We start from the raw sequence: 25,423 nt of genomic DNA, 5'->3' as shown, positions 1-25,423 counted from the left end.
GGCAACTGGGAATACACCATTCCCAACGCCGACGTGCAGTCCCTTGGCGAAGGCGACAGCTTCACCGAGACCTTTACGGTGCAGTCCGCTGACGGCACGGCGACGCACGACATCGAAGTGACGGTCAACGGCACCAATGATGCCCCCAGAATTGATCTTGATGCGGGGGCACGGAAGGTGGTGGATTTTGTTTCCGAGAGCGCAAGCCTCAACAACATCTTCGGCGTCTACGTTGTGGATGCCGATGGCAATCCCAGCAATCCGCAGATTATCCTGAATAATCAGAATGCGTTGACCGACAACCAGCAAAATGGTGTCGAGGCAGACGGGCACACTCTTGCCACGTTGCCGGAGGGCGGTCATTATGAATATTTCCTGATTGCCAATGGTGCCAGCTCCAACCCGGATCTTGCCGACTCGCAGCTCTCCTTCGATACCAGCGGCGACAAGCCTCAGCTGCTTATCGACGGCTCTCCCTCCGGGCGGCCGGTTTATTTCTCGCAGGACGAATACAACCCGGACAATCTCGACGGCAGCGATCCCGGACGTGACCCTGCGCCCGGACATTTCATTATCGAGACGCAGGCGGACGGTTCCACCATCGTGCGCGTGGAGGACCTCTGGAACGGCGGTGACAATGACTACCGTGACGTGGTGGTTCGGGTCACCACGGAAGAGGGTACGGAGGGAACAGGCTTTGAGGGAACCTTCGTGGAAGATGCCGGGCAGGTCTACATTGCGTCCGGCTCCGTGAATATCTCGGATGTGGACAGCGATGAAATGACCAATGCGGAAATCACGCTTGAGAACCCGCAGGCGGGCGATCAGCTCCGTGTCGGCAATTTGCCTGACGGCATCAGCGCGCAGCTCGTGCCTGCCGATGACGGCAATGGCTTGACGGTTCTGCTCACGGCCGATGCCGGGACAGCTTCCGCAGCGGATTTTGAAGCGGCGATTCGCAACATTTCCTTCTATAATGACTCGGAGGCCCCGGATACTTCGGACCGTCTGATTACGGTCACGGTCTCCGATGACAACGGGGCGACCAGCAACAGCGCCGAGACGATCATCAACGTCGTGAGCGTGAATGATCGTCCGGTGGCCGTGAACGATTCGGCCAGTGTCGATGAAGGGCAGTCCGTCGAGATCGACGTGCTTGCTAACGATTCGGATGTCGATGGCGGTACCTTGTCCCTGCACGGAACGCCTCAGGCCGAGAACGGCGTGGTGGAAGTGGGTGAGGACGGAAAGCTCACCTACACTCCGAACGAAGGGTTCACCGGCACCGATACCATCACCTACGGCGTCAACGACGGGCAGGGCGGGTACGACTCCGCCACCGTGAACGTGGTTGTCAACGACGTGAACGAGGCGCCCGTCAGCGAATCGTTCGACGTGGAATCCACCGAGGCCGGACCCGTTGAAGTCGATTTCCTCTCCCATGCGCAGGACGCGGACGGCGAAGTTTCCGAGATCATCATCACGAAGATGCCTGAAGGTGGCACCCTGTACTACACGGATCCCGAAAGCGGTGAGGCCGTGGCCGTGCGGGAGTCCGACGTTACCGGTGATGATAACGGCACGCGCTTTGGCGCGGACGGCACGTTTGCCTTCGAGGCAGACGGCTCGGCCGAATCCTCTATTCTTCTCGGCACCAAGACCGTGGGTGACCAGACGCTCGCCAACTGGGGCGAGGCCGTGGACGGTAATGCCGCAGTGCGCGAACTCACCCTCGCCGACGGCAATGTGGTGACCATTTCTTCCGACAGTGGCCCGCTCAGGCAGTACAATCAGGAACAGTCCAGTCATATGGGCATCGGCATCGGCGATTCTGACGGCAACGGCATCAATGCCGGTGAGACCGTGACGGTCGATTTCGGCGATGCGGTCGTGTCCACGGCGCGTATCGGTTTTGACGGACTCGGTGGCCATTTTGCAGCCGAGGGCGGACAGGCCACGGCCGTCTGGATAGCCAAGCTTGATGGTCAGGAAGTCGCACGTGGCGAAATGACGCGGGGCGAAGACGGCACACCGCTTTTCGAGGAGCTGCTCATCACCTCCGACGATGTTGAGGGCGGCCTGTTCGACTCCATAGAATTCACCACCGATTCTCAGTCCGGTTCCAACTGGGAGCTGCGGTACGTCGAGGCCGAATTCGGCACTGACACCTCCATCGGTTTCGTGCCCGTGGACGATGACGGAGCGGTGGGTAATGAAAGCTTCGCGGATGTCGAGCTGACCCCGGACGTCCTCGCCAACGAGCCGCCCGAGGCGGACAGCTTCACTGAATCCGCGGTTTCCTCGGAACCCGTGGATATCAGCTTTGGCGACCATGTAACGGACACCGAGGACGAGGCCGCAGGGGCTCAGACCAGAATCATCATCAAGACGCTGCCCGACGAGGAGCATGGCTACCTTGAGGATGCGGACGGCAACCGCATCACTGAAGCGGGCGGTGAATACGACATGGACGGCATCCGCTACGTGCCGCTGGATTCCGGTGAAGCCGCTCCCGTCAGCGGCGCTTTCCTCGGTGCCCGTCAGGTTGGCGACGAGTCGCTGGACAACTGGGGACAGGCCGTGGATGTGTCAACAAGGGTCATGCAGATTGCAGACGGCGTTACCGCCACCCTCTCCGTAAGCGGCGGCGAACTGCGGCAGTACCATCAGGAAGACTCCGGTCATATGGGCATCGGCGTCGGCGATGCTGACGGCAACGGCATCAACGCAGACGATACTCTGAGCCTGTCCTTTGATGGAGCCAAGGTTTCCCATGCGGAAGTCGGCCTTGATGGACTTGGCGGACATTTCGTGCCGGATGGCAATGGCCAGACAGTGGCCACGGCGACCTGGGCGGCCTATAACGGCGACGAGCTGGTGGCCAGCGGCAACGTCGTCAACGACACCGATGGCCTGCAGTACACGCTTACCATCGGACAGGACGAGCTTGACGGCGCACTGTTCGACCGGATCGAATTCTCGACTGATTCCGAGCAGGCCTCGAACTGGGAGCTGCGGTACGTGGATGCGGAGTTCGGAGCGGGCGATTCCTTCCAGTACGCGCCGGTCGATTCCGATGGTGTGGAAGGCGATACCGCCACGGTAAACATCACTCTGGACGCCCCGGACTCCCTCACCAATGAAAACCCCGTGGTGAACGACGAGGCATACACGGTTGAAGAGGATGGGACCCTCAGCATTTCCGCTGCCGAATTGCTCGGCAACGACCATGATCTCGACGGCGATTCGCTGGTGATCGATTCGGTGCAGGGTGCCGAAAACGGCACGGTCGAACTTGTTGACGGCAACGTGGTCTTCACCCCTGATGCCGACTTCAACGGGGACGCCTCTTTCGAGTATACCGTCTCGGACGGCAAGGGCGGCAGCGCGGATGGAAGCGTTCAAGTGGATGTTACCCCGGTCAACGACGCCCCGGAAGCCATTGACGATGAGTTCGGCGAGGTTGTGACCCAGTCAGAAACGCTGGCCGTGGATACCGGCGTGGTGACTGATGTGCAGCAGACGGTCTCCGAATGGGCCCAGAGCGGCGTGAACGTCGAGGCCAAGACGGGCGACGCCCTTGAACCCAATTCGTGGAACGACGCCACCCTCAGCACCAAGAGCGTGGATGCCGACAAGGTCGGCGGAAACGATTACTCCGGGCTTGCGGTGAGTTCTTCCGGCAACATCGACGGTGGCGAGGTTGATCTGCAGGACGGCCAGGAATCCACCGGCTCCGAGCTGCTGGCGGTATCCTTCGATGCACCCATGCAGAGCGTGACGGTGACGCTTTCCGCCCTGTTCGATGGCAACAACGGCGCTCCCTATGATGCCGGACATACCGAAATGGCGCGCGTGGCGGCTTTCGATGCAGCTGGCGACCTGATGGGATACGTTGACGTTCAGGGGACGCAGGACGGTCTTGCCGACGTGACCCTTGATGTGGACGACCTCGGCTTCGGCCTTCCCATCGCCAGTGTTTCCATCATGCCTCTTGATGATGGCGCAGGAGACGGTGCAGGCAACTCGGACTTTCTGCTCAAGGCGGTTTCCGGGGAAACCATGCCGGAAGTTTCCGGGACATATTACGAAGGCGATACCATTACGCTGGACTCCTCACAGCTGATCACGAGCGCCAATGCCGAAGGGCTTTCGGACAACGACCCGGATGGCGACGAGCTTTCCGTGATTTCCGTGGGCAACGCTTCGCACGGCAGTGTGACGCTTGATGCAAGCGGGGAGATTCAGTTTGTGCCGGAGGACGGCTACAGCGGCCCGGCGACCTTTGAGTACACCGTCGATGACGGGCAGGGCGGTCAGGACTCCGCTACCGTAACCCTGAACATCGCAGGCAGGAACGAAGCTCCTTCCATCGACCTGAATGCAACGGGCGAGCATCTCGATGTAACTGCCGACATCAGCAACTCCTGGGGCTACAACCTGCTTGGCACCTACGTGGTGGATGCGGACGGAAATCCCTCTGTTACCAACGTCCTCTATGAGTATGCGGATGAAAATGGTCCCAGAGATGTGGCCAAGGGTGATCTGCTGAGTCATATCGAATCCGGCGAAACGCCGAATTTCTTCATTATTAACAGTGGGGACGACCGGACCGGACCGGCTTTCAGGGCTGACGCGGAGTTCACCTTTACGCAGGACGATGACGGGCAGTGGTGGGCCACCGGAGTCAACGAAAACGGCGAGCCCATGACGCAGCGGGCCTTCTTTGACGACCCGTCCATGAATCCGGATGACCATCAGCGTTTCAACATCGAGCTGACGCGACCCGACGGTTCCGAGCGCTGGGCGGTTGAAGAATTCAACGGACACACCGTGGACCATGATGACATCAGGTTCAATGTGGTGCCTGTCGAAGATGACTCCACCGATTATTCCACTACCTTCAACTCGGGCGGCGAAGCGGTTTCCGTAGCGGGCAACGTGTCCATTACGGATGCGGACGGCAGCAGCATGGCCAAGGTCGTACTGACCCTGACCAACGCACAGCAGGGCGACGTGCTCGACACCTCCGGCGTTCCCGACTCGCTGCTTGTGGACACCGACGTGAGTGCTGACGGAAGCATCGTGGTGACCATCAGCGGAAAGGCTTCTGCCGAGGACTACGAGTCCGCGGTGCAGGCCGTGAAGTTCAGCACCGACAGTCAGGATGACACCCCGCGTGAGATTACCGTGACCATCACGGATTCCGAAGGGCGCGAATCCCTCAGCAGCGAGAGCGCCACAAGCGTTATCAACGTGAACACCGCACCGGAAGGCATCGTCGATCTTGATGTGGGAAGCACCGAAGTCCTCTTCAACTCAGCCGAGGCCGGATACGGCAACATGCTCGGAATATACAGGCTCGACGAGGACGGCAGCCCCATTGATCCGGAGATCATTCTCGCCGACAGTCGTTCGGCTTCTTACGGCGATGTCCTCAAGACCTTTGCCGGGGATGAGAATGTGCGATTCTTCCTTATTCCCGACGGGGCCGATCAGGGCCTGAATATTGACGGCGACCTGTACTTCGTGCCTTCCGGGGGGCAGTACGAACTCTCGATCGACAACAGGTTCGTGGACGTGAAGTTCGATGATCCCGCGCTGAATCCCGAGAACGAGGAGCCCGGATTCCTGTTCGAAGAGGGACAGGGGCCGGGACTGAATCCGGGGGACGGAGAGTCCTCACAGGTTGCCATGGACGACCAGTTCAATGGTCCGGGCAAGAACAAGACCGAGGATAACAACCCGTACAAGCACAACGGCAATCACGATGACGACGATGATTTCAATGACCTCGTCGTCGATGTCCGTGACAGCGATGACGGCGTGTTCCACGGCGGCGACGGAAATGATATTGCTTACGGCATGGAGGGCGATGATGTGCTCCATGGCGGCGATGGCGACGACCTGCTTGTGGGCGGCAACGGTGCCGATCTGCTGAACGGCGGCGATGGCAATGACCTGCTCTTTGGCGGTGACGGCAATGATACGATTCTGGCCAGCGGCGGCAACGACCGTGTGCATCTCGGGGCCGGCGAGGACAGCATATTCATCGATCCCTCTCTGCTGACGGACGGAAACGAGATCGTGGTCGAGGATTACAATGTCCGTGAAGACTCGATCCAGCTGGCAGAGGGCATGAGCATCGAAAGCATGAGTTACGACAGCGACAACGGGCTGGCCCAGTTGCTCGTCAGCGAAGACAGCGGCGAGCAGGAAGTGGTGGTCAAGCTCATGGGCATGAGTCGTGCGGACTTTGATCAGTTCGACACTACAGTGCATGCCGACGTGCAGCCGGATGATCTGGTGCAGCACGTCATCGATTCCGGTAACGAGGGACAACTCGGATAACCGGACGGATCATAATGGTATATTATTGCCCGGTCTCCCATGTTGGAGACCGGGTTTTCGCGGAAACGGATAACGGCCGGATATCGTTCTTCGCCTCTGCAAACGTTTATGAAATATCAACATCGGTGTGAACTCGAAATGAAACGCTTTTTTCCTCTTACGCTTTCCATGCTGCTACTGATGACCGCTACCGCCTTCGCTGCCAATGACGGGACCACTTCGCTGCGCGACAGCGCGGCCAAGGCCGTCGAGCACCACCCGAGGGTCAAGGCACTTTTGCACAGCCGGGATGCGGTTTCCAGAAATCTTTCCGCTTCCCTGGGGCGTTTCTTCCCCTCGCTGGACCTGACTTCCGAATACGGTCTTCAACAGTACAGCAGTGGCACCACCAGAAACCAGACCGAGGACAACACCCACAGCAGCGTTAGCGACACCACGGTTACGCTGACTCAGAACGTTTTTGACGGCATGGACCGGTACAATGAATACGAGGGATCCAAGGCCAGACTGAATTCCGCCGAGTTCCGCCTTCGTGACAACGTGGAGAGTGTCGCTCTGGACGCGGTCCGGGCGCACCTCGACGTCATGCGGGAGCGGAAGCTTCTTGATCTGGCCGAAAAGAACGTGAGCGAACACCGTGACGTTTTGGCCTCCATTTCCGAGCGGGTTGAGGCGGGGGCCGGAAGTCGGGCGGACGAGATGCAGGCCAGAGGCCGTCTGGCCCGGGCGGAGAGCACCGTTATTTCCTACAAAGGCTCACTCACAAACGCAGAGGCTGCCTATGTGAGAGTGACGGGCGAGAATCCCGGCGCATTGAGCGTCAGCCCCTTCAGCATGGAGTATGTCCCGCTTCGCATGGAGGACGTGCTCTCCGTTGCCCTTGACAACAACCCCAAGGTCAAGGTCGGCGAGGCAGAGGTGCAGGCGACCGAAAAGGACCGCAATGTAACGGATTCATCCATGTATCCCGACGTGGATATTCAGGTGAGCTCGCGACATGCCGATGACCTCGACGGTGTCGATACGTACATTCAGGACAATCGCGCCATGCTGGCCCTTTCGTGGAATCTTTTCAGCGGCGGGTCCGACTACAACCGCTCCAAGGCCGCCGATTCCCGTGTTGAGCAGGCCCAGTCCGAGTTGCAGGATACGACCGACGACCTTACCCGTCAGGTCGTGACCGCATGGTCCGAGTACGAGACCGCGGTGGAGCAGGTCGCGAAATATCAGGAGGCGTTGCAGTACAGCCGAGAATCTCTGGATATGTACATGCTTCAGTTCAACGTGGGCCAGCGCTCGTTGCTGGACGTGCTGGATTCCATCAATGAAGTGTTCAGCAACAGCGTCCAGCTGGAAACGGCCAAGAGCAACCGCACCTTCAGCCTGTACAAGCTCATGACCCTCAAGGGCGAACTGGTCAAGACGCTGGAGATTGCAGACGGCGTTTATCAGGACCCCGAGGATATCTGATAGCTCGTCAGCAATTACGTTTTCAGGCGCGGCTTCGGTCGCGCCTTTTTTTGTGTCTTGCGTCTTTGGCGACGTAATGGAAAGGGCGATATCGTTCAGCGGTTCGGGCATGAGTCTGATTGTTTATGTATGCATCTCAGGGACTTGGAGCATCCTTTCGTACGATAATAAAGAACCCCCGGCGTCGAAACGCCGGGGGTTTTCACCAGATGGGGAAGTGGACTATTGTTGCACGATGAGCTTTTCGCCGGCCGGAGAGGAGAGCGTTTCGGAGAGAGCCTCCAGCACGCTGTCGTCATAGCGGGCCGAATCCTTCCTGAGAACGTCCAGCGCTTCCTGCATGGTCTTCGCGCCGCGGTAGGAGCGGGGGCGGATCATGGCGCAGAAGGAGTTCACGGCCGAGAGAATGCGCGCGGGCATGATGATCTCTCCGTCGGCAAGTCCTTTCGGGTAGCCCGAGCCGTCCATGCGTTCGTTCATCTGATAGATGGCGCGGAGTACGCCGTCATCGATGTCGATCTTGCGCAGGATGCGGTAGGCATGTTCGACATGCTGTTCCATGATGGCCTTTTCCTCGTCGTTGAGCCTGTCGGGCTTGGTGAGGATCTCCTTGGGCACGAACATCATGCCTATCTGCGACAGGTTCGCGGCAGTCTCTATCTCGGCGATTTCCATTTCGGAAAGATTGAGTGACTTTGCAACCTCCACGGAAAGCCCGGCCAGCAGTTTGGTATGTCCGCCCAGATATGGGTCCGTGGCTTCAATGGTGTTGCCGAGCGCTTCCATGGCGCGACGGATGAGTTTGCGGTTGCGCTCCTGAACGGCCATGAATTCGGTCATGTCATGGTAGACCTCGACGATGCCGAGACAGTTACCCTGCGAGTCGAGGTAAGGCGACTTGGATATCTTGAATTCGTACCGCTGCGAGAGCAGGTAGACCGGTTCGTTCACCGTTACTCGTTTCCTTTCGCGTACCACCGACTCGTCATGGGAGCATAGGCGTTTGGCGGTATCGTAGCCGAAGACGGCCTGAGCATCCATGCCAAGTATGTCCTCTTCGTCGCGGCCCAGCGCCTTGGCGAAGGCCTCGTTGACGTAGGTGAACTTGCCTTCAAGGTCCTTGAGGGTGATGAAATCGGTGATGTTGCTGTTGATGGAATCGATGAACCGTTTCTGATCCTCGATGCGAGCGGCAAGCTTGCGGAACTCCTCGGCGATGCGCTTGTTGTGCGCTCCGGCGAGTATCCACCAAGCCAGTCCCGCAGCGAGCAGCACAGTCAGGACGCCGAAGGCGGCAAGCAGGTAGACCGTGCGTTTGTAGCTCTGCACTGCGGCCAGCGCCATGTCGCGATCCGCCTCCTGAACGACCCACCATGGCGTGCCTTCCACGGCGATGCCAAGCGAGAAGACTTCTTTTGCGGGGTCGGAAAGGCTCTGCCTCGGCGCGAAGTTGAGATGCCCGTTTTTGTCCATCTCCAGATCGGCCGTGATGTCGGAAAAGCCTTCGGCAGTCCACGGAGTGACCTGTTTGAAGTCCTGAGCGGTTTTCTGCATCAGTCTGGTGCGCTCGCCTTCGGTGGAGAGGGCGGTGTTGGACAGCAGTTCGGTGAGTTTTCCGGTCACCTGTCTGGTCATCATCAGCGCTCCCACCGGTTTCGCGTCATCGTCCGAATCGGGAGGGTAGATCGGAGCGAGGATATCCATCTCAAGCCCTTGCGATGTTTTGCGCAGGGGCGAGAATTTGGCCTGATGGTCGCGCATGCAAGCCTGAGAGAGCGCAATCTGGCGGTCGCTCATGGGCGGAAGGTATCCATCGGTGGCGATGTATGCCTGTCCTTCGCGGCTGATGATGCGTGCGTTGAGGAATCCGGAATAGGTGGAAAACTCCCGCAGGATGTTTTTCATCATGGGCAGTTGCACCGCGAGGTCCGATGCGTCTTCGTCGCGTTCACCGGGAACGGAGCCGAAGATTGCGGAAAGGTCGCCGTCGATCAGATTCACTTCCGCGGCATAGAGCCGGAAAAGGTCTGACTTGATGAGCCTGTCTCCCTGTTGGGCAAGTCCGTCAAGCCACGCTTCGAAGACCTCGCTGCGTCCGTCGGCCAGTATTTCCAGCCGGGTCTTCTGATTCTTGACGGCTTCGGCCTGCTTGGCCGAAATCACCCTGCCCGCGAGAATCACGATGGCCGCGGAAACGACCACCACGAACGTGGCGAGCAGGCCGATTTTCAGCCCCTTCTGCCGTTCTCCCGGATACTTCGGGATCTCCTCTGGATGAGGTGTCTGTGCATTCATGTCACATCTCCATCTGGTGTATAACGTTCCGCCCCGTATGGGGCTGTCGTCACTGCTTCAATCTCCGCTTGAGCAAATCCCCGCCCGAGGTGGGAACGTGCATCCAGCGGAATTTTTCGTTTACGGAATAGTAGGGCAGGTAGTGCTTGTATCGTGAGTGGGGCAGCACCATCACGGTCTGGTTGTCCAGCACGTAGATGTCGTCTTCCAGATACACGGCAAGCACCGCATGTCCTATGTTTCTGATGAGGTCCTTGAGCGCCACGATGCGCATCTCGTCGCCGGAAAACCCGAGCTCCTTGAGCGCGTAGAACTTGGCGATGGCGTAGTCCTCGCAGTCGCCTGAGCGTTTCAGGAATTCCGGGGGCGTGGCCCAGTAGTCCTTGGCTCCGTAGTTTGCGGGGTCCAGCCTGTAGGGCCAGCGGTTGAAGAATTTGTTCACCGCCTTCAGGCGTTCCATGCGGGACATGCCTCGCGTGTCGGCCTTGAGCTTGATCCATCCCGCCTTGGATGGCAGGTCCGCGAGTGAGGAGTCCCGGAAATATCCTTTCCAGGCGTGCATCCTGTCCAGCACCCGGCTCCATTTGGGGAGCTTCTTGATGCGCCCCTTGAATTCCAGCGTGCCGAAAAGGCGGTTCTTTTTCTTGGCTTCACTCTTTTCAGGGGCGGGCTCTTTCATTGAAGAGGGTGATTCCACGTCAGCCTGCTCACTGGCATTCGCCGCCGGGCACCACGCCAGCACGCCCAGAGCGACCACGAAGGCCAGTCCGGTTCCTGTCAGGCGCGATATGACGGCAGCAAACCCCATGCGGCTCCTAGCGTTCCCTCAGGGCGTTGTTCTTGGCCTTGAGAATGGGCTTGAGCAGGTAGTCCAGTACGGATTTCTGGCCTGTGAGGATGTCCACCTGAGCGGTCATGCCCGGAATGATGGGGAGTTCTTCGCCGTGGTAGGTCATGGAGTTGGTCTTGGTCCGGACCTTGACGAGATAATAGTTGTCCCCCTGCTTGTCCTGAATAGTGTCCGCACTGATGTGTTCCACCTTGCCTTCGAGGCCGCCGTAGATCGAGAAGTCGTAGGCGGAAATCTTGACCATGGCCTTCTGTTCCGGATGCAGGAAGGCGATGTCTGCTGGCTTGATGCGTGCCTCGATGAGCAGGGTGCCGTCCACCGGGACGATTTCCATGATGGATTCGCCGGGCTTGACCACGCCGCCGAGGGTGTTGATCAGGATGTGCTTGACGATGCCGTTGACCGGAGAGCGGACGTCGGTACGGGTGACGCGGTCGATGCCTGCCGTGAGCATCTCCTGAATGGAGGTGAGCCTGCGGCGGCGCTCGTTGAGTTCTTCAAGGGCCTTGCTGCGAAATTCGGCCTTGCGCTGTTCTATGCGACCAAGTGCTTCCTCGGCGGCCTTGCGGTTGCGGGGAAGCGCCATGGCAATGCCTTCCACCTCGCCCCTGAGTTCAAGCACCTTCTGTTCAAGGGCCAGATAGTCGAGTTCGGAGTGTATCTGCTTTTCCACCAGCGGTTTGGTGATGTTGCGTTGCTTTTCCGCGTTCTTGAGACGCTGGATGAGCTGCTTGCGGCGGCTGATCATTTCCGCCACTTCCTGTTTCTTCTGCTCGTACTGGTCCCGCAACAGTTCGATCTCAATGGCGAGCTGTTGCTGGCGTGCCTCGTATATGCGCCGTTGGTCTTCCACTGTCTGGGGAATCTTTTCCTTGAGCTCCTCGTCGAAGGTCGGTTCCGTGCCGTCCACTTCGGCAATGAGCCGGGCCACGGCCGCTTTGTTCTCAAGCTCCTTGGTCACCGCGTCGCGGTAGCTGCTCACGGCCTGTTCGTTGCGCAGGCGGCAGAGCAGGGTCCCTTTTTCCACCCGCTGGCCTTCGCGAACAAAGATTTCGCTCAGGATGCCGCCTTCGAGGTTCTGGATTTCCTGCACGCGTCTGGATGGAATGACCTTGCCAAAACCTCGTGTGACTTCGTCCAGTTCCGCAAAGTGTGCCCAGACGATGAATCCGATGATCATCAGGACTATGGCCACGGACATGAGATAGGCGAGCTTCCGGCCTCGGCCGTACATCGCCTGGTCCACTTCGGACATGTAGAGCAGGGTTTCCCTGTCGAATCTGTCATTGCTCATGTTCGGCCTCAGGAGGGAAGTTTTATTTTGCCGGATTTCAGGCCGTCGAGCACCGCCTGCTTCGGGCCGTCCACCACGATCCTGCCGTTGTCCATCACTACGAGTCGGTCAACCAGATCAAGCATGGAATGCCGGTGGGTTATGACGATAACCGTCTTGTCCTTCACGAACGGCTGCAGGTTGTTCTTGAGCCGCACTTCGGACTGGTTGTCCATGTTGCTTGAAGGCTCGTCCATGATGAGCACTTCCGGGTCCGGAAGGACGGCGCGGGCAATGGAGACTGCCTGTCGCTGGCCGCCCGAGAGGGATGCGCCGCGCTCGCCGACCTTCATGCCGAATCCGGCAGGGTGGTTTTTCACGAAGTCATTCACTCCCGCCAGTTCCGAAGCGTACTTGATGGACTGGTCGTCGGCTTCAGGCAGACCGAAGGCGATGTTGTCTCGCAGGGTGCCGTAGAAAAGAAGCGGATCCTGTGAAACATAGCCCACCTTGCGCCTTAGGTTGGCGACGTCCATCTGGCGCAGGTCGATGTTGCCAAGCTTCACCGAGCCGTGCACCGGCTGGTAGAGTCCCACGCAGAGCTTGCCCAGCGAGGATTTCCCCGCACCGGTTTTGCCGATGATACCTACCTTTTCTCCCGGTTTCAGGTGCAGGTTGATGTCGCTCAACACAGCCTTGTCCGTGCCGGGGTAACTGAAGGAAACGTCCTCAAGCGTCAGCGAGGGCTCGATTTCGCCGTAATGGAAGGTTTCCTTGTCCTCCGGGCGCTCGCTGGGCATGTCCATGAGCAGGTTCAGGGCGTTCAGGGCCATTCTGGACTGCTGAAAACGCGTGAGCAACCCGGCGATGGCGCTCAGGGGAGCCATGGCACGGCTCGAAAGAATGTTGCAGGCGATGAGTCCGCCAACGGTCAGCTCGCCCTCGGAGATGAGATAGACACCGATGATAATGATCGAAACACTCACCAACTGGGTGGCAAGCGCCGAGAATGTCACGGATATGTTTGCAAGCACCTTGGCCCGGCTGTTGGACATGGCGGACATGCCCACCACGTTTTCCCAGCGGGACTGCATGCGGCCTTCCGCCATGCTGGTCTTGATGGTCTCAAGCCCCTGCACGATCTCAAAAAGCAGGGCGTTTTTCTGCGTGGATTCCTTGTAGTGGTTCTCGATGATGTGCTGGAAGGGCATCTGGATGAGAAAACCCACGAGGATCACGACGGGGACGGCGATCACCATGGGCCAGACCAGTGGACCGCCGATGTAGTAGATGACCCACATGAACAGGAACAGGAACGGCAGATCGATCAGCGCCACAAGGGAGCTGGAGCTGAAGAATTCCCGCATGGACTCGAACTCGCGGACGTTGTTGGCGATGGCGCCAGCGGATTCAGGCATGTGGTCCAGCCGGGCTGACATGAGATGCCGCATGATCCGGCTGCCGATGAGAATGTCCGCGTTTCTGCCCGCCACGTCCACGAAGTAGCTGCGCAGGTTCTTGAGCATGAAGTCGAAGATGTAGGCGATGCCGATGCCTATGGCCAGTGCCCAGAGCGTGTCGAAGGCGTTGTTCGGGATGACGCGGTCATAGACGTTCATGACGAACAGCGGCGAGGCCACGATGATCAGGTTGGTCATGACGCTTGCGCCGATGACGTGCCTGTAGATGGGCCAGAAGCGCAGAATGACTCCCCAGAACCATTTTTTGGTTTTGAGCAGCTTGAGCTCGCTGGCGCGCTTGTCCAGTTTGCTCTTGCGGTGGCAGAAGATGGCGTAGCCGGTGTATTCCTCGTCAAGGTCGGCTACCGGGACTTCGGTTTCGTCCATGCCGTGGCCGGGAATGACCACACGGGCCGTTTCCTCGTTGCGTTCGAGAAGAACACAGGCGTTGCCGCCGCGAAGCAGCAGGATGCAGGGCATGACCAGCTTGGTGATGTTTTCCAGCTGCGGACGGTGCACGGTTTTGGCGGCTATGCCGATACCCTCTGCGGCCCGCACTATGGAAGAGGCCGTGATGACGCTTTCTTCCTGTGGAAGTCCGGCCTTGATAGTGGCCGAGGACACGGGCTTGTTCAGCAGGCGGCTGATGATGGAAAGGCAGATGACCAGCGGTGGCTGGAAATCGATGTCACTGGGCAGCAGGCGCTCGTCGCGCTTGAGGTCCGGTCCGGTCTTTTGCTTGTCCTCCGCCGCGGTTTTGGGCTCACTCTGCGGGGAGGAAGGGGACTGTTCCGTTTTTTCTGTCATGAAGACTTCCGGATTGTATGCTGGCGGTTACGCGAAGGGCGGGAGGGCCCGTCGCCCGTTCCGTTCGATTGTATCAATACCTTCATTTCCGGTGCGGTCATTTTTGTCAAGTTCGGTCTGGCTTTATGAGCGTCCGCACGCTGTTTTTTCCACAGTTGCAGTCCGTCTTCGGCTGGGCGGCATCCTGAAAGAAAAACCGCCCTCCGGAGCATGTCCAGGAGGGCGGTTGCAGACGGTATTGTGGGAGCAGTCTAAATGCCGCCGCCGTTTTCGAATGCGTAGCGCATGGCTCGGGACTGCACTACGGAGGCACCGGCCGGGACGTCTCGGGTTATCCAGACGTTACCGCCGATGACCGCGCCCCTGCCAATGGTAACGCGGCCGAGAATGGTCGCACCGGCGTAGACGATGGCGTCGTCCTCCACGATGGGGTGGCGGGGCAGCCCCTTGATGAGCTGGTCGCCCTCGCCCTTGGGGAAGGACTTTGCGCCAAGTGTCACGCCCTGATAAATGCGTACGTTCTCGCCGATGACGCAGGTCTCGCCGATGACGGTCCCCGTGCCGTGGTCGATGAAGAAGCGTTTACCGATGGTCGCGCCCGGGTGGATGTCGATGCCTGTGTCCGAGTGCGCCATTTCGCTGATGATGCGTGGAATAATGTCCACGTCGAGTCTGTGCAGCTCATGCGCGATGCGGTGGTTCGTCAGCGCGCGGATGGACGGGTAGCAGAAGATCGTTTCTCCGTGCGTCTTGGCGGCCGGGTCGCCGTCGTAGGCGGCTTCGACATCGCCAAGAAGCATCTCGCGGATGTCCGGCAGGGCCATGATGAATTTACGTGCCGTGGTCAGGGCGCGCTGCTCGCAGTCGGCGCAGCGTTCCCTGCCTTCGCGGTCGCAGACGAAACAGTAGCCGCGATTGATTTGATCCGCCAGGTTGCGTTCCACCCGGTCCAGCGTGGAGCCGACAGAGTAAGGCAGGGTGGCCGGGGTGATTTCTGACGGGCCGTAGTAGCCCGGAAAAAGCACGGAGCGCAGGTCTTCCACGATCTCTGAGAGCGTATCCACGGAGGGCATGGGCGCATCGCCGCGAAAACGGCGGGACGCGATGGCGTGCCCGTTGCCGCACAGACGTTCAACCACTTTGTCGAGATTGTATTCCTCGGTCATTGTCAGGCTCCTAATCCTCGAAAAGCGGGGTGCTCAGGTAGCGCTCGCCGGTGTCGCAGACCACGAAGACGATGAGTTTGCCGCGGTTTTCCTCGCGGGCAGCCAGTTCCAGCGCGGCCGCACAGTTGCCGCCCGATGAGATGCCGCAGAGGATGCCTTCCTCGGTGATCATGCGCTTGGCGGTGTCGAACGCGGTCTGGTTGTCCATGGCGATGACCTCGTCGTAGACTTCCGTATTGAGCGCGCCGGGCACAAAGCCTGCGCCTATGCCCTGAATGGGGTGCGGGCCGGGGTCGCCACCGGAGAGTACCGCCGAGGCCGCAGGTTCCACGGCCACGATCTTCACGTCGGGCTTGCGCTGCTTGAGCACTTCGCCCACGCCGGTGATGGTGCCGCCGGTGCCCACGCCGGCCACGAAGACGTCCACCTGTCCGTCGGTGTCGTTCCAGACTTCCTCGGCAGTGGTTTTGCGGTGCGCTTCTGGGTTGAATTCGTTTTCGAACTGCATTGGCATGTAGGCGTTGTCCAGTTCCTCGACCAGGGCGTGAGCCTTGTCGATGGCGCCCTTCATGCCTTTGTCCGCCGGGGTCAGCACCAGCTCGGCGCCGAAGCCCTTGAGCAGCTTGCGACGCTCCATGCTCATGGATTCCGGCATGGTCAGGATGCAGCGCATTCCCTTGACCGCGCAGGTAAATGCCAGCCCGATGCCGGTGTTGCCGCTGGTGGGTTCGACCACTACGGCGTTTTCGTCGATGATGCCGCGTTCAAGCGCCGCCTCGATCATGTTTACCCCGATGCGGTCCTTGACCGAACCGCAAGGGTTGTAGAATTCGAGCTTGGCCACCACGGTGGCCGGGAGGTCCTTACTGAGCTTGTTGAGTTTGACCAGCGGCGTTTTCCCGACCAGATCGGTCATGCTGTCGGCTATGTTCATTCCGTGCTCCTCGGAGTGCATGCGGGGCCGGAGTCCTTGGCGGAGAACGGGGAAATCTTTCTCAGGTTCTCGATGACCCTCGGCAGGTTCTCGATGATGAAGTCCACTTCCTCTTCGGTATTGAAGCGGCTGAGGCTGAAACGGATGGATCCGTGGGCGAAGGTGAACGGCACACCCATGGCGCGCAGCACGTGTGACGGCTCAAGGCTGCCGGAAGTGCAGGCCGAGCCGGAACTTGCGCAGATGGAAAGCTGGTCCATCATCAGCAGGATGGCCTCGCCCTCGACGTAGCCGAAGGAGATGTTGCTGGTGTTGGGCAGGCGTTTTTCCTTGTCGCCGTTGAGCTTGGCGTCGGTGATGGATTCCATCAGACCCGTTTCGAGCTTGTCGCGCAGAGCCTTCACGGAGTCGTTTTCCTCGGCGATGTGTTCGCCGGCGATCTCGCAGGCGCGGCCGAGGGCGATGATGCCCGTTGTATTCTCGGTCCCTGCGCGGCGGCCGCGTTCCTGATGTCCGCCGACCATGAAGGGCCGGAAGGGCAGGGCCTTGCGGACGTAAAGCGCTCCGACGCCCTTGGGCGCGTGCAGCTTGTGTCCGGAAAGGGAAAGCATGTCGATGGGCATCTCGCTCAGGTTCATGGGAATCTTGCCCACGGCCTGCACGGCGTCCGTATGAAACATAACGCCCTTTTCGCGACAGATGGCACCGATTTCCTCCACCGGGAAAATAACGCCGGTTTCGTTGTTGGCCCACATGACGGAGACCACGGCCGTGTCATCGCGGATGGCTGCCTTGAGGTCATCGAGATTCAGGTTGCCGTCGGTGTCCACGTTCAGGAAGGTGACTTCGTAGCCTTCACGTTTTTCAAGATGCTTGCACAGGCTCAGGATGGCCGGGTGCTCAACGCGGGTGGTCACGATGTGCTTCTTGCCGGGTTGCGCGTTGAGCGCGGAGCGGATCGCCGTGTTGTCGGACTCGGTGCCGCAGGCCGTGAAAATGATTTCCCGGGGCTCACAGCCCAGCAGTTTTGCCACACGTTCGCGGGCTTCGGTGATCTTTCCGCCGACCTCGCCGCCAAAGCGGTGCATGCTGGAAGGGTTGCCGTACAGCTCGCTGAAATACGGCAGCATCTCGTCGAGCACTTGCGGGTCAACCTTGGTGGTGGCGTTGTTGTCCATGTAGATGGTGCTCATGACTACCCCTCCTCAACGGTGATTTCGGGATCGACCTTTTCCTGCAGGCGCGCTTCCACGAGGCCCTTGAGGGTGGCCTGACTGGAAGGACAGCCCGCGCACATGCCGAGCAGCCGTACATAGACCTTGGTGCGATCCACATCCACCAGCTCGATGTTGCCGCCGTCCTTTTGGAGCATGGGGCGGATTTCCTCTTCGACCACCTGGTCGATGAGGCGCATACGCTGCATGTTCGTCAAACCATGCGCCGGGGGGGCGTCCTGCACGGGCACTTCGCATGCGGCCTTTTCGCCGTGCGCCTGCGCCAACAGGTCTTCAATGTCCGGGACGCACTTGCCGCAGCCGCCGCCGGCCTTGGTGAAGTTGGTCACGTCCTCGACGGTCTTGAGGTCGTTCTCGCGAATGGCGCGAAGGATTTCCTCGTCGAAGATGCCGAAGCATTCGCAGATGAGTTCGCCTTCATGGGAATGTTCGGCCACGGTTCCGGCTTCGCCGCGGTAGTTGCGGATGGCCTGTTCGAGCGCCTCCTGTCCCATCACGGAGCAGTGCATCTTCTCGCGGGGCAGGCCGCCGAGGTATTCGGCGATGTCCTTGTTGGTGAGCTTTTCCGCCTTGTCGATGCTCATGCCGATGATCATCTCGGTGAGGGCGGAGCTGGATGCGATGGCGCTAGCGCAGCCGAAGGTCTGGAACTTGGCATCTTCGATGACGCCGTCGTCATTGACCTTGAGAAAGAGCTTCAGCGCGTCCCCGCAGGCGAGGGAGCCAACTTCTCCGATGCCGTCGGCATCCTCGATGGTTCCGGTGTTGCGGGGATTGAGAAAGTGTTCCTTGACCTTGTCGGTATATTCCCACATGGGGCGCTCCTTTTGCTTGAGGCTATGGAATCGGTGCAGGGAATTTTTCCATGTCTACACCTGTTAAAACGCTTGCGCCGTGTTGTCCACCCGTTACGCGGGTTTTAATCTACTCTTTTGGTATGGAATGTCTAGAGCGACATGATGCCCGGAATGTCCGAAGCGCGCTCGTACACTTCCATGACTTCCGCCGCGGAGCAGACCGTGGGTTCCATGGTTACGCTGGTATATTTTCCGGTGCGGGATTCCTTGTAGGAACAATTGTGGTCGGAAAACTCTTTCTCAAAGAGGGAGAGGTTTTCCGTGGGAAGTATGAATTTGAACACGTACGGGCAGGGCCAGTCGTGGTGTTCGTCGAGGGTTTCCATGAACTGCCGGTTTTTTTCCGTCATGTTGTGTCTCCTTGGAGTATGCAATCCGATGACTATAAGGGTGGATTTCCGATTGTCAATGCGAACAGGATTGATGCGTGCATCCTGCCGAAAATCGGTGCAGTATATAATTCGTTATTCCCAAGATGACTGGTAGTAACTGTTCTAAGTCAAATTCCCGTTTAACCGCAGTGAAGAGAGCATGAGCGAGCGCATAAACATACTCATCGTCGACGACGAACAGATTAATCTGAAGCTGCTCAGAGGGATTCTCAAAGGCTTTCAGCTGAACATACTCTCGGCCATGTCCGGCGAAGAGGCGCTCAAGATCGCTGCCAGAGGCGATTTCGCTCTGATTCTGCTGGATGTGATGATGCCGGGCATGGACGGCTTCGAGTGCGCGGAAAGGCTGCGTGAAAAGCCGGAAACCCGTTCCACGCCGATTATTTTCGTCACCGCCATCAACAAGGAACAGCGTCACATCTTCCGAGGTTATGAACTCGGTGCGGTGGACTACCTTTTCAAGCCCGTGGAGCCGGAAGTCCTGCGCGGGAAGGTGCGGACCTTCGTGGAGTTGCATCGGCAGCGCAGGAGTATCGAAACCGCGGCAACGAGACTTTCCACGCTGGTGCACAAGCTTGAGGAATCCAGAAACGCGCTTGAGGAATCCGAGCGGCGTTACCGCATCGTGGCGGATTACAACTACGACTGGGAAAGCTGGATTTCCCCGGATGACCGTACGCTCTATGTCAGTCCGGCCTGCGAACGCATCAGCGGATACCCGCCGGAGCGGTTCATCAACGATCCCGGATTTATGGAAACCATCATGCATCAGGACGACATTCCCCTGTGGCGTGATTTCCTTTCCGACGAAGAGCACGGGGACGGCGGCTCGATAGATTTCAGAATCTACAACAGCAACGCCCGTATGCGCTGGGTCAATGCGGTCAAGCGCAGTGTGGTGGATCAGGACGAGCATCTTGGGTCGCGCGTCAGCCTTCGTGACGTGACGGAGCGCCGCGAGATGGAGGAGCGCATGGAGCATCAGGCGCTTCACGACCCCATGACCGGCCTGCCCAACCGGGTGCTTTGCATGGAGCGCGTGAATCGAGCCCGTCAGCGCGCCAAGCGTCATTCCATGTATTTCGCCGTGCTGCTGCTTGATCTGGACCGATTCAAGGTCATCAACGAGACGCTTGGGCACGTGGCTGGCGACAAGCTGCTGGCCGAAGTAGCGGATCGGTTGCGCGGCTGCGTGCGCGACATGGATACGGTGGGACGTTTCGGGGGTGACGAGTTCGTGCTGCTCGTGGAGGAATTCCATGACCACGATCATGTGAAAACCGTGGCGGATAAGATCATATCTGAATTGCAAAAGCCGTTCATGCTCGGAATGGACGAGGTTCGGTCCTCGGCGAGCATGGGCGTGGTCGTTTCCGACGGCAAGTGCGAGGATTGTTCCGAGGACATTCTGCATAATGCCCACATTGCCATGTATGCCGCCAAGGATGCGGGCAAGAATCAGTATACGTTCTTTGAAGATTCCATGCGGGAGAAGGCCGTGCGGACGCTCACGCTGGAAAAGGACCTGCGCCGCGCCCTCAGGGATGATGAATTCATTCTGCACTACCAGCCCATAATCAACCTTGAAAGTGCCGAGGTAACCGGATTTGAAACGCTCATTCGCTGGGAACATCCGGACAGGGGGCTGGTGAGTCCCGGGGAATTCATCCCCATTGCCGAGGATTCCGGGCTTATCGTGGAAATGGGGGAGTGGGTGCTGCGAAAAGCCGCAGGCGTGTTTACAGAATGGCTGAAGCAGTGCAGGCGTCCAGAGCAGGTATTCTTTTCGGTGAATATCTCGGCAAGGCAGTTCCGGGAACCGTCGCTGGTTCAGATGGTGGACAGCGTGTTGGCGGAAACAGGCCTGCCGCCCAAACACCTCAAACTGGAGATAACCGAAACGGTCATCATGCTCGACGTGATGGACTCCGTAAGGAAACTCAATGCACTCAAGGACATCGGGATATCTCTTTCCGTGGATGACTTCGGCACGGGGTATTCCTCGATGAGTTATCTCCAGAAGTTCCCCGTGGACCAGCTCAAGGTGGACCTGAGTTTTGTTCAGCGGCTTGATCGCGACCGTGACAGCGTTGAGATCGTTCGGGCCATCATCAACCTTGCCCACGCTCTCAAACTTTCCGTCGTGGCAGAGGGAATCGAGACTCAGGAGCAGAAGGATACCCTTTACTCCTTGCATTGCGACCATGGTCAGGGCTATCTGTTCTCGAAACCGGTTCCCGAATCGGACGCGAGGGAAATACTCCTTACTCCGAACGCCCTGAAGCTGTAACGAAACGCAAGGATTACACCATGACCATGAACAGCCCAAGCATCGTCACCTGGATGCTGTCCGTTCTCTGCGGGCTTGTCGGCATCCTCATCAATCTCGACGTCATGTCCATCCCGGCCCTCGAAGACCTGATCCGCCCCTTCTGGCTGGTCAGTACCGGCTTTGTCGGTCTCGCCCTCGGCAATGTCTTCAAATGGCTCTGATTTTTTTCGGTATTTCGAAAAACGAAAGGCCCGCTCAAGCCAAGGCGTTTTCTATAAATGTTGAAAAAAAGGCCCCGAATTCGGGGCCTTTTTTGAATTGGTAATTAGTGCCGATTCTAAACGAGAGGAACCATTTGTTCTCAGAAAAATGTATTTATTCATCTCCACGTTATGTCGAGTAGAAAAAGAGCAGATGGTTTCACTCTCGTTTTATACCCGGCATGTCATCCGCACATCCGTCGCAGTATTCTTCTAACCCCAAAAGTGCGGCGTGGACAGATGCTGGATCGCATCTGTCTCGGACAATCAAGTGCATGGCATCTATAAATATTTGCTTCTTGCGCTGTTCAAAATCCATATTTTGAATGTGGGTGTAACATGCAAGGCCGGTCATCAAGTAACGGTCACTTTTCCCAGTTGTGTCTGGCCAAGGAACCAGCGCAACATTGTCAGTTCCAGGATCCCAGCAAAGCATCATATTCAGGGCATTCTGCATAGGCATTTCCCTCCTCCGTTTGAGCAAGAATCTATCAAGGCCTAGCCGATACCAAAAGGGCTATCTCGTATTGGTGAAACCACAACCTGGGAAAATATCTCACCCATAAGAATCCCGTCTGTTCGCAATAGCAAACAGGGGGTTACCGTTGATTTAAGTCGTTTTCGTCAACATATATGGAAAACGTCTTGCGCTCAAGCGGGCCTTTCGTTTTATGAATGGTCGTTTTCCCTCTACTCTTCCTGAGAGAAGGAAACTGCTTCGCTTTTGGGCGTTTCCACGTAGCGCTCCTTGCGGAATTCGTATCGCACCCCGCGTAGCAGACAGAGGCACAGCAGCAGCATGATCCCCGCAAACGGCAGCGCCGCCGCGATGGCCATTCGCTGCAATCCTTCAAGTCCGCCGGAAAAGAGCAGGATGGCGGCCGTGGCGGAAACGGTCAGGCCCCAGATGAGCTTCTTGGCGGCCGGAGGATTTTCCTGTCCGCCGGAGGTCATCATGCTGAGCACGAAGGTAGCCGAGTCGGCCGAGGTGACGAAGAAGACCACCAGCAGCACCACGGTGAGCATGGTCAGCACTTCGCTGAGCGGATAGAACGAGTAGAGCTTGAAAAGCCCTGTGGAGATGTCTTCCGACACGGCGGCCGCAATGCCCGCTCCCTGATGCAGTTCCAGATTGAATGCCGCGCCGCCGAACACGCTGAACCAGACGAAGGTGAGCAGTGTCGGCACGATGAGCGCGCCCGTCACGAATTCGCGGATGGTCCTGCCGCGGGAGATACTTGCCACGAACAGGCCCACGAACGGCGACCACGAAATCCACCATGCCCAGTAGAAGAGCGTCCAGTTCTGCGTCCACTCCAGTCCCCGGAAGGGGTTGGTGGACAGGCTCATGCTGAACAGAGACGAAGCGTAGTCCGCAAAGGTGCTCACCAGCACGTTCATGGACATGTTCGTTGGGCCCACGAAGAGCATGAACAGCAGGATCAGGATGGCAAGCATCACGTTGGTCTTGCTGAGAATCTGGATGCCCTTGTCGAGGCCCGTCATGCTGGAGATCATGAACAGTACGGTGACCACGGCGATGATGATCAGGGTGGTGGTGAAGGTGCCCTCGAATGGGAACACCCAAGCAAGTCCCGTGTTGATCTGAAGTGCTCCCAAGCCTAGCGAAGTCACAATACCGAAGACCGTGGCGAATACGGCCAAGATGTCGATGAAGTACCCGATGGGACCGTAAATGCGGTCACCGATGAGCGGATAGAAGCAACTGGAGATGAGCGGCGGCATTCCGCGCCTGAAGGAAAAATAGGCGATGGAAAGGCTCATGACGATGTAGATGGCCCACGGGTGCACGCCCCAGTGGAAGAAGCTGTAGCGCATGGCGAACTTGGCGGCTTCCGGCGAGGCGTCGGCGATGTAGGCTGGCGGGTTCAGGTAATGGCTCATGGGTTCGGCAACGCCCCAGAAGATGAGACCGATGCCCATGCCTGCTGCGAAGAGCATGCTGAACCAGCCGAAATAGGAGAATCTGGGCTTTTCATGGTCGCCGCCGAGTTTGATCTCGCCGTACTTGCTGAACGCCATGAACAGGCTGAACAGCAGGAAGAGAAACGCCGAAAGCAGGTACGTCCAGCCGAAGTTGCTGATGATGTACGAGTGCATGTCGGCTGTCCATGCGTCCAGCCCCTCAGGTGTGTATACGCCGATCAGCACCAGCAGGAGCACGATCAGCAGGGATATTGCGAAAACGATGTTTTTTTTCAGCTTGAACATCGGGGATCGTTCCTTGTTGCTTGTCCGCCCCTCAGGAGGCGGAGATGCTGCAGATGCCGGGAATGATGAAGACGTTGCAACGCGCCTTGTGCGGCAGGATTTCCGCGGTGGAGCCGATGATGCGGCTCAAAGTGTCCGGCTTTTCCGATTTGCCCACCACGATCAGATCCACGCCTTTGGACTTTGCCTGCCGGATGATCTGCCTGCGAACCATGCCGATGGTCTCGATGACCTCGACCTGATCATAGGCATGGGCGCATTCGTCCGCCAGCCGCTGGAGGTTGTCGAGCACGTTCTGCTTTCGATCCTTTTCGGTGACCGGGTCCGGAGCTCGTTCTCCCACATGCAGCAGGTAGAGCTGGTGCGCCTTGAACCGGCTGTTGACCAGATACGGCATGACTACCGCGTCAGTGAACTTGAAGTCCGTGGCATAGAGCACGCTATCGAGATCCACCACGGGTTTGAAGAGCTTCGGATTGTAAACGAAAACGGGCAGGTTGCTCATGCGCAGGATGTCGGAGTCGATGCTGCCGATGAGCGCCTGCCGGAGCAGGGCCTTGGGCTGCCAGAAAATGGCCACGTAGTCGGCACCGGAGTTCTCGGCCGCCTCCATGACCATGGTGGGAGCGTGCCCCGTGCGGATGGTTGTCTCAACGGTGAGGCCGAGGTCCGCCACTTCCTTGGCGAGCTGGGAAAGCTGTTCGGCAGCTTCTTCCCTGCGCCGGTAGTTGCTGCTGGTCCTGACGTGAACGAGCACGACCTGGCTGGTGCCGAAGTTCTTCAGGAACGTGACCATGTCCAGCAGTTTCTTTTTGGGTTCCGCAAGACTTATCTTGAGCGCCGCTTTTTGGAGCACGCCTGTTCCTCCTTGCTTTCCATTGGTGCGGGATTGTTTATCCCGAGTCCTGCCTCCTGGCAAAACTGCCGCATCCAAAGGGGTTTAGCCGGCCGTTCGCCGGATGGACACACCCCGCATACATGCGGTGAACCGTTTCGTCAAAAGCATACTTCATGAAAAGGGCACGCGTCATCAGGGTTAGTCGCGTTATGGATGATGTCCGGGTGGTTGTCCTTTTCCCTCTTTATGCTATCAATTGCGGTAATGATGTTTCTCTCTCCCCAGCGTGCAAGGAGGACGTTTCGATGCCGGATTTGAGAATATGGAGTCAACGTGAATTGACCAAACTGAAACGGGACATTGATCGCCTGTTCGATGATTTCTGTTCCGATTTCGATCTGCCCAGAACCGGGTCTTCGATGGTGGGCGGCATACGGTTTCGCATGGACGACACCCGTCTGCTTGCCCGGCTGCGGCTACCGGAAGGCATGGACAGTGACGATATCGCGATAAGCGTCAACGATGACGTCATGGTCATTGAAGGCAGGCACCAGATGTCGGGTCCGGGAGTTTCCGGAACGCAGGTGTTCCGCAAGCGCGTCAATCTGCCGTGCCGAATCCGGCCGGAAGACGTGAAGGCTTCGTTCAGGGAAAACATGCTCGAAATCGAAATGCCTCGTTGCGGTTGCTCCACCGTTCGCACCATTCGCATCGAGAAAGGATGAGGAGTT

At 58.4% G+C, this 25,423-nt stretch carries 17 protein-coding genes; 5 read left to right on the top strand and 12 right to left on the bottom strand.

Features of this window, described 5'->3' with window-relative positions; genetic code table 11:
* On the top strand, positions 1-6,351 hold a 6,351-nt coding region (locus B149_RS0111425; RefSeq protein ID WP_018125293.1), incomplete at its 5' end, for a tandem-95 repeat protein.
* Between the two features lie 138 nt (positions 6,352-6,489).
* The gene (locus B149_RS0111420) at positions 6,490-7,821 is read left to right on the top strand and encodes a TolC family outer membrane protein (RefSeq protein WP_040372704.1); all 1,332 of its coding nucleotides are present in this window, start codon (positions 6,490-6,492) and stop codon (positions 7,819-7,821) included.
* 222 nt (positions 7,822-8,043) lie between these two features.
* Here the strand turns inward: B149_RS0111420 and B149_RS0111415 are convergent, their stop codons facing one another.
* From B149_RS0111415 to B149_RS0111375, 9 genes are all read right to left on the bottom strand, one after another.
* On the bottom strand, positions 8,044-10,116 hold the full coding sequence (locus tag B149_RS0111415) for an HD domain-containing phosphohydrolase (protein ID WP_018125291.1): 2,073 nt from the start codon (positions 10,114-10,116) through the stop codon (positions 8,044-8,046).
* A gap of 49 nt (positions 10,117-10,165) precedes the next feature.
* On the bottom strand, positions 10,166-10,924 hold the full coding sequence (locus tag B149_RS17090) for a transglutaminase-like cysteine peptidase (protein WP_018125290.1): 759 nt from the start codon (positions 10,922-10,924) through the stop codon (positions 10,166-10,168).
* A 7-nt stretch (positions 10,925-10,931) separates the two neighbouring features.
* Positions 10,932-12,260, bottom strand: a complete 1,329-nt coding sequence (locus B149_RS0111405; RefSeq protein WP_018125289.1) for an HlyD family type I secretion periplasmic adaptor subunit — start codon at positions 12,258-12,260, stop codon at positions 10,932-10,934.
* Between the two features lie 8 nt (positions 12,261-12,268).
* Positions 12,269-14,506: a type I secretion system permease/ATPase gene (locus tag B149_RS0111400; RefSeq protein ID WP_018125288.1), complete on the bottom strand. Its 2,238-nt coding sequence runs from the start codon at positions 14,504-14,506 to the stop codon at positions 12,269-12,271.
* A 251-nt stretch (positions 14,507-14,757) separates the two neighbouring features.
* Positions 14,758-15,672 carry a serine O-acetyltransferase EpsC gene (gene epsC / locus B149_RS0111395; RefSeq protein ID WP_018125287.1) on the bottom strand — a complete coding sequence of 305 codons (915 nt, stop codon included), beginning with the start codon at positions 15,670-15,672 and terminating at the stop codon, positions 14,758-14,760.
* A gap of 10 nt (positions 15,673-15,682) precedes the next feature.
* Complete coding sequence (cysK, locus tag B149_RS0111390) at positions 15,683-16,606, bottom strand: cysteine synthase A (protein WP_018125286.1); 924 nt, start codon at positions 16,604-16,606, stop codon at positions 15,683-15,685.
* Positions 16,603-17,799: a cysteine desulfurase NifS gene (gene nifS / locus B149_RS0111385; protein ID WP_018125285.1), complete on the bottom strand. Its 1,197-nt coding sequence runs from the start codon at positions 17,797-17,799 to the stop codon at positions 16,603-16,605. The genes cysK and nifS overlap by 4 nt, the downstream gene beginning before the upstream one ends.
* A 2-nt stretch (positions 17,800-17,801) precedes the next feature.
* Positions 17,802-18,656: a Fe-S cluster assembly protein NifU gene (gene nifU, locus B149_RS0111380; RefSeq protein ID WP_018125284.1), complete on the bottom strand. Its 855-nt coding sequence runs from the start codon at positions 18,654-18,656 to the stop codon at positions 17,802-17,804.
* 131 nt (positions 18,657-18,787) lie between these two features.
* On the bottom strand, positions 18,788-19,048 hold the full coding sequence (locus B149_RS0111375) for a DUF493 family protein (protein WP_018125283.1): 261 nt from the start codon (positions 19,046-19,048) through the stop codon (positions 18,788-18,790).
* 181 nt (positions 19,049-19,229) lie between these two features.
* On the opposite strand from B149_RS0111375, the gene B149_RS0111370 reads away from it, so the two are divergent.
* Both B149_RS0111370 and B149_RS0111365 read left to right on the top strand, forming a co-directional pair.
* A complete protein-coding gene (locus B149_RS0111370) occupies positions 19,230-21,380 on the top strand; it encodes an EAL domain-containing response regulator (RefSeq protein WP_018125282.1) in 2,151 nt (716 codons plus the stop codon).
* A 20-nt stretch (positions 21,381-21,400) separates the two neighbouring features.
* Positions 21,401-21,583 carry a hypothetical protein gene (locus B149_RS0111365; RefSeq protein WP_018125281.1) on the top strand — a complete coding sequence of 61 codons (183 nt, stop codon included), beginning with the start codon at positions 21,401-21,403 and terminating at the stop codon, positions 21,581-21,583.
* 199 nt (positions 21,584-21,782) lie between these two features.
* Here the strand turns inward: B149_RS0111365 and B149_RS0111360 are convergent, their stop codons facing one another.
* From B149_RS0111360 to B149_RS0111350, 3 genes are all read right to left on the bottom strand, one after another.
* Positions 21,783-22,085 carry a hypothetical protein gene (locus B149_RS0111360; RefSeq protein WP_018125280.1) on the bottom strand — a complete coding sequence of 101 codons (303 nt, stop codon included), beginning with the start codon at positions 22,083-22,085 and terminating at the stop codon, positions 21,783-21,785.
* 227 nt (positions 22,086-22,312) lie between these two features.
* A complete protein-coding gene (locus tag B149_RS0111355) occupies positions 22,313-23,854 on the bottom strand; it encodes a glycine betaine uptake BCCT transporter (protein ID WP_018125279.1) in 1,542 nt (513 codons plus the stop codon).
* Positions 23,855-23,885: 31 nt separating this feature from the next.
* Positions 23,886-24,710, bottom strand: coding sequence for a universal stress protein (locus B149_RS0111350; RefSeq protein WP_018125278.1), 825 nt, complete (start codon positions 24,708-24,710; stop codon positions 23,886-23,888).
* Between the two features lie 320 nt (positions 24,711-25,030).
* Here B149_RS0111350 and B149_RS0111345 point away from each other — a divergent pair, with 320 nt between their 5' ends.
* Positions 25,031-25,417, top strand: a complete 387-nt coding sequence (locus B149_RS0111345) for an Hsp20/alpha crystallin family protein (protein ID WP_169332919.1) — start codon at positions 25,031-25,033, stop codon at positions 25,415-25,417.
* Positions 25,418-25,423: the final 6 nt, after the last annotated feature.

Source organism: Desulfovibrio oxyclinae DSM 11498, assembly GCF_000375485.1.
Lineage (GTDB): Bacteria > Desulfobacterota > Desulfovibrionia > Desulfovibrionales > Desulfovibrionaceae > Pseudodesulfovibrio > Pseudodesulfovibrio oxyclinae.
The sequence above is the reverse complement of the archived record's forward strand: the minus strand, read 5'-3'. Positions and strand labels throughout refer to the sequence as shown.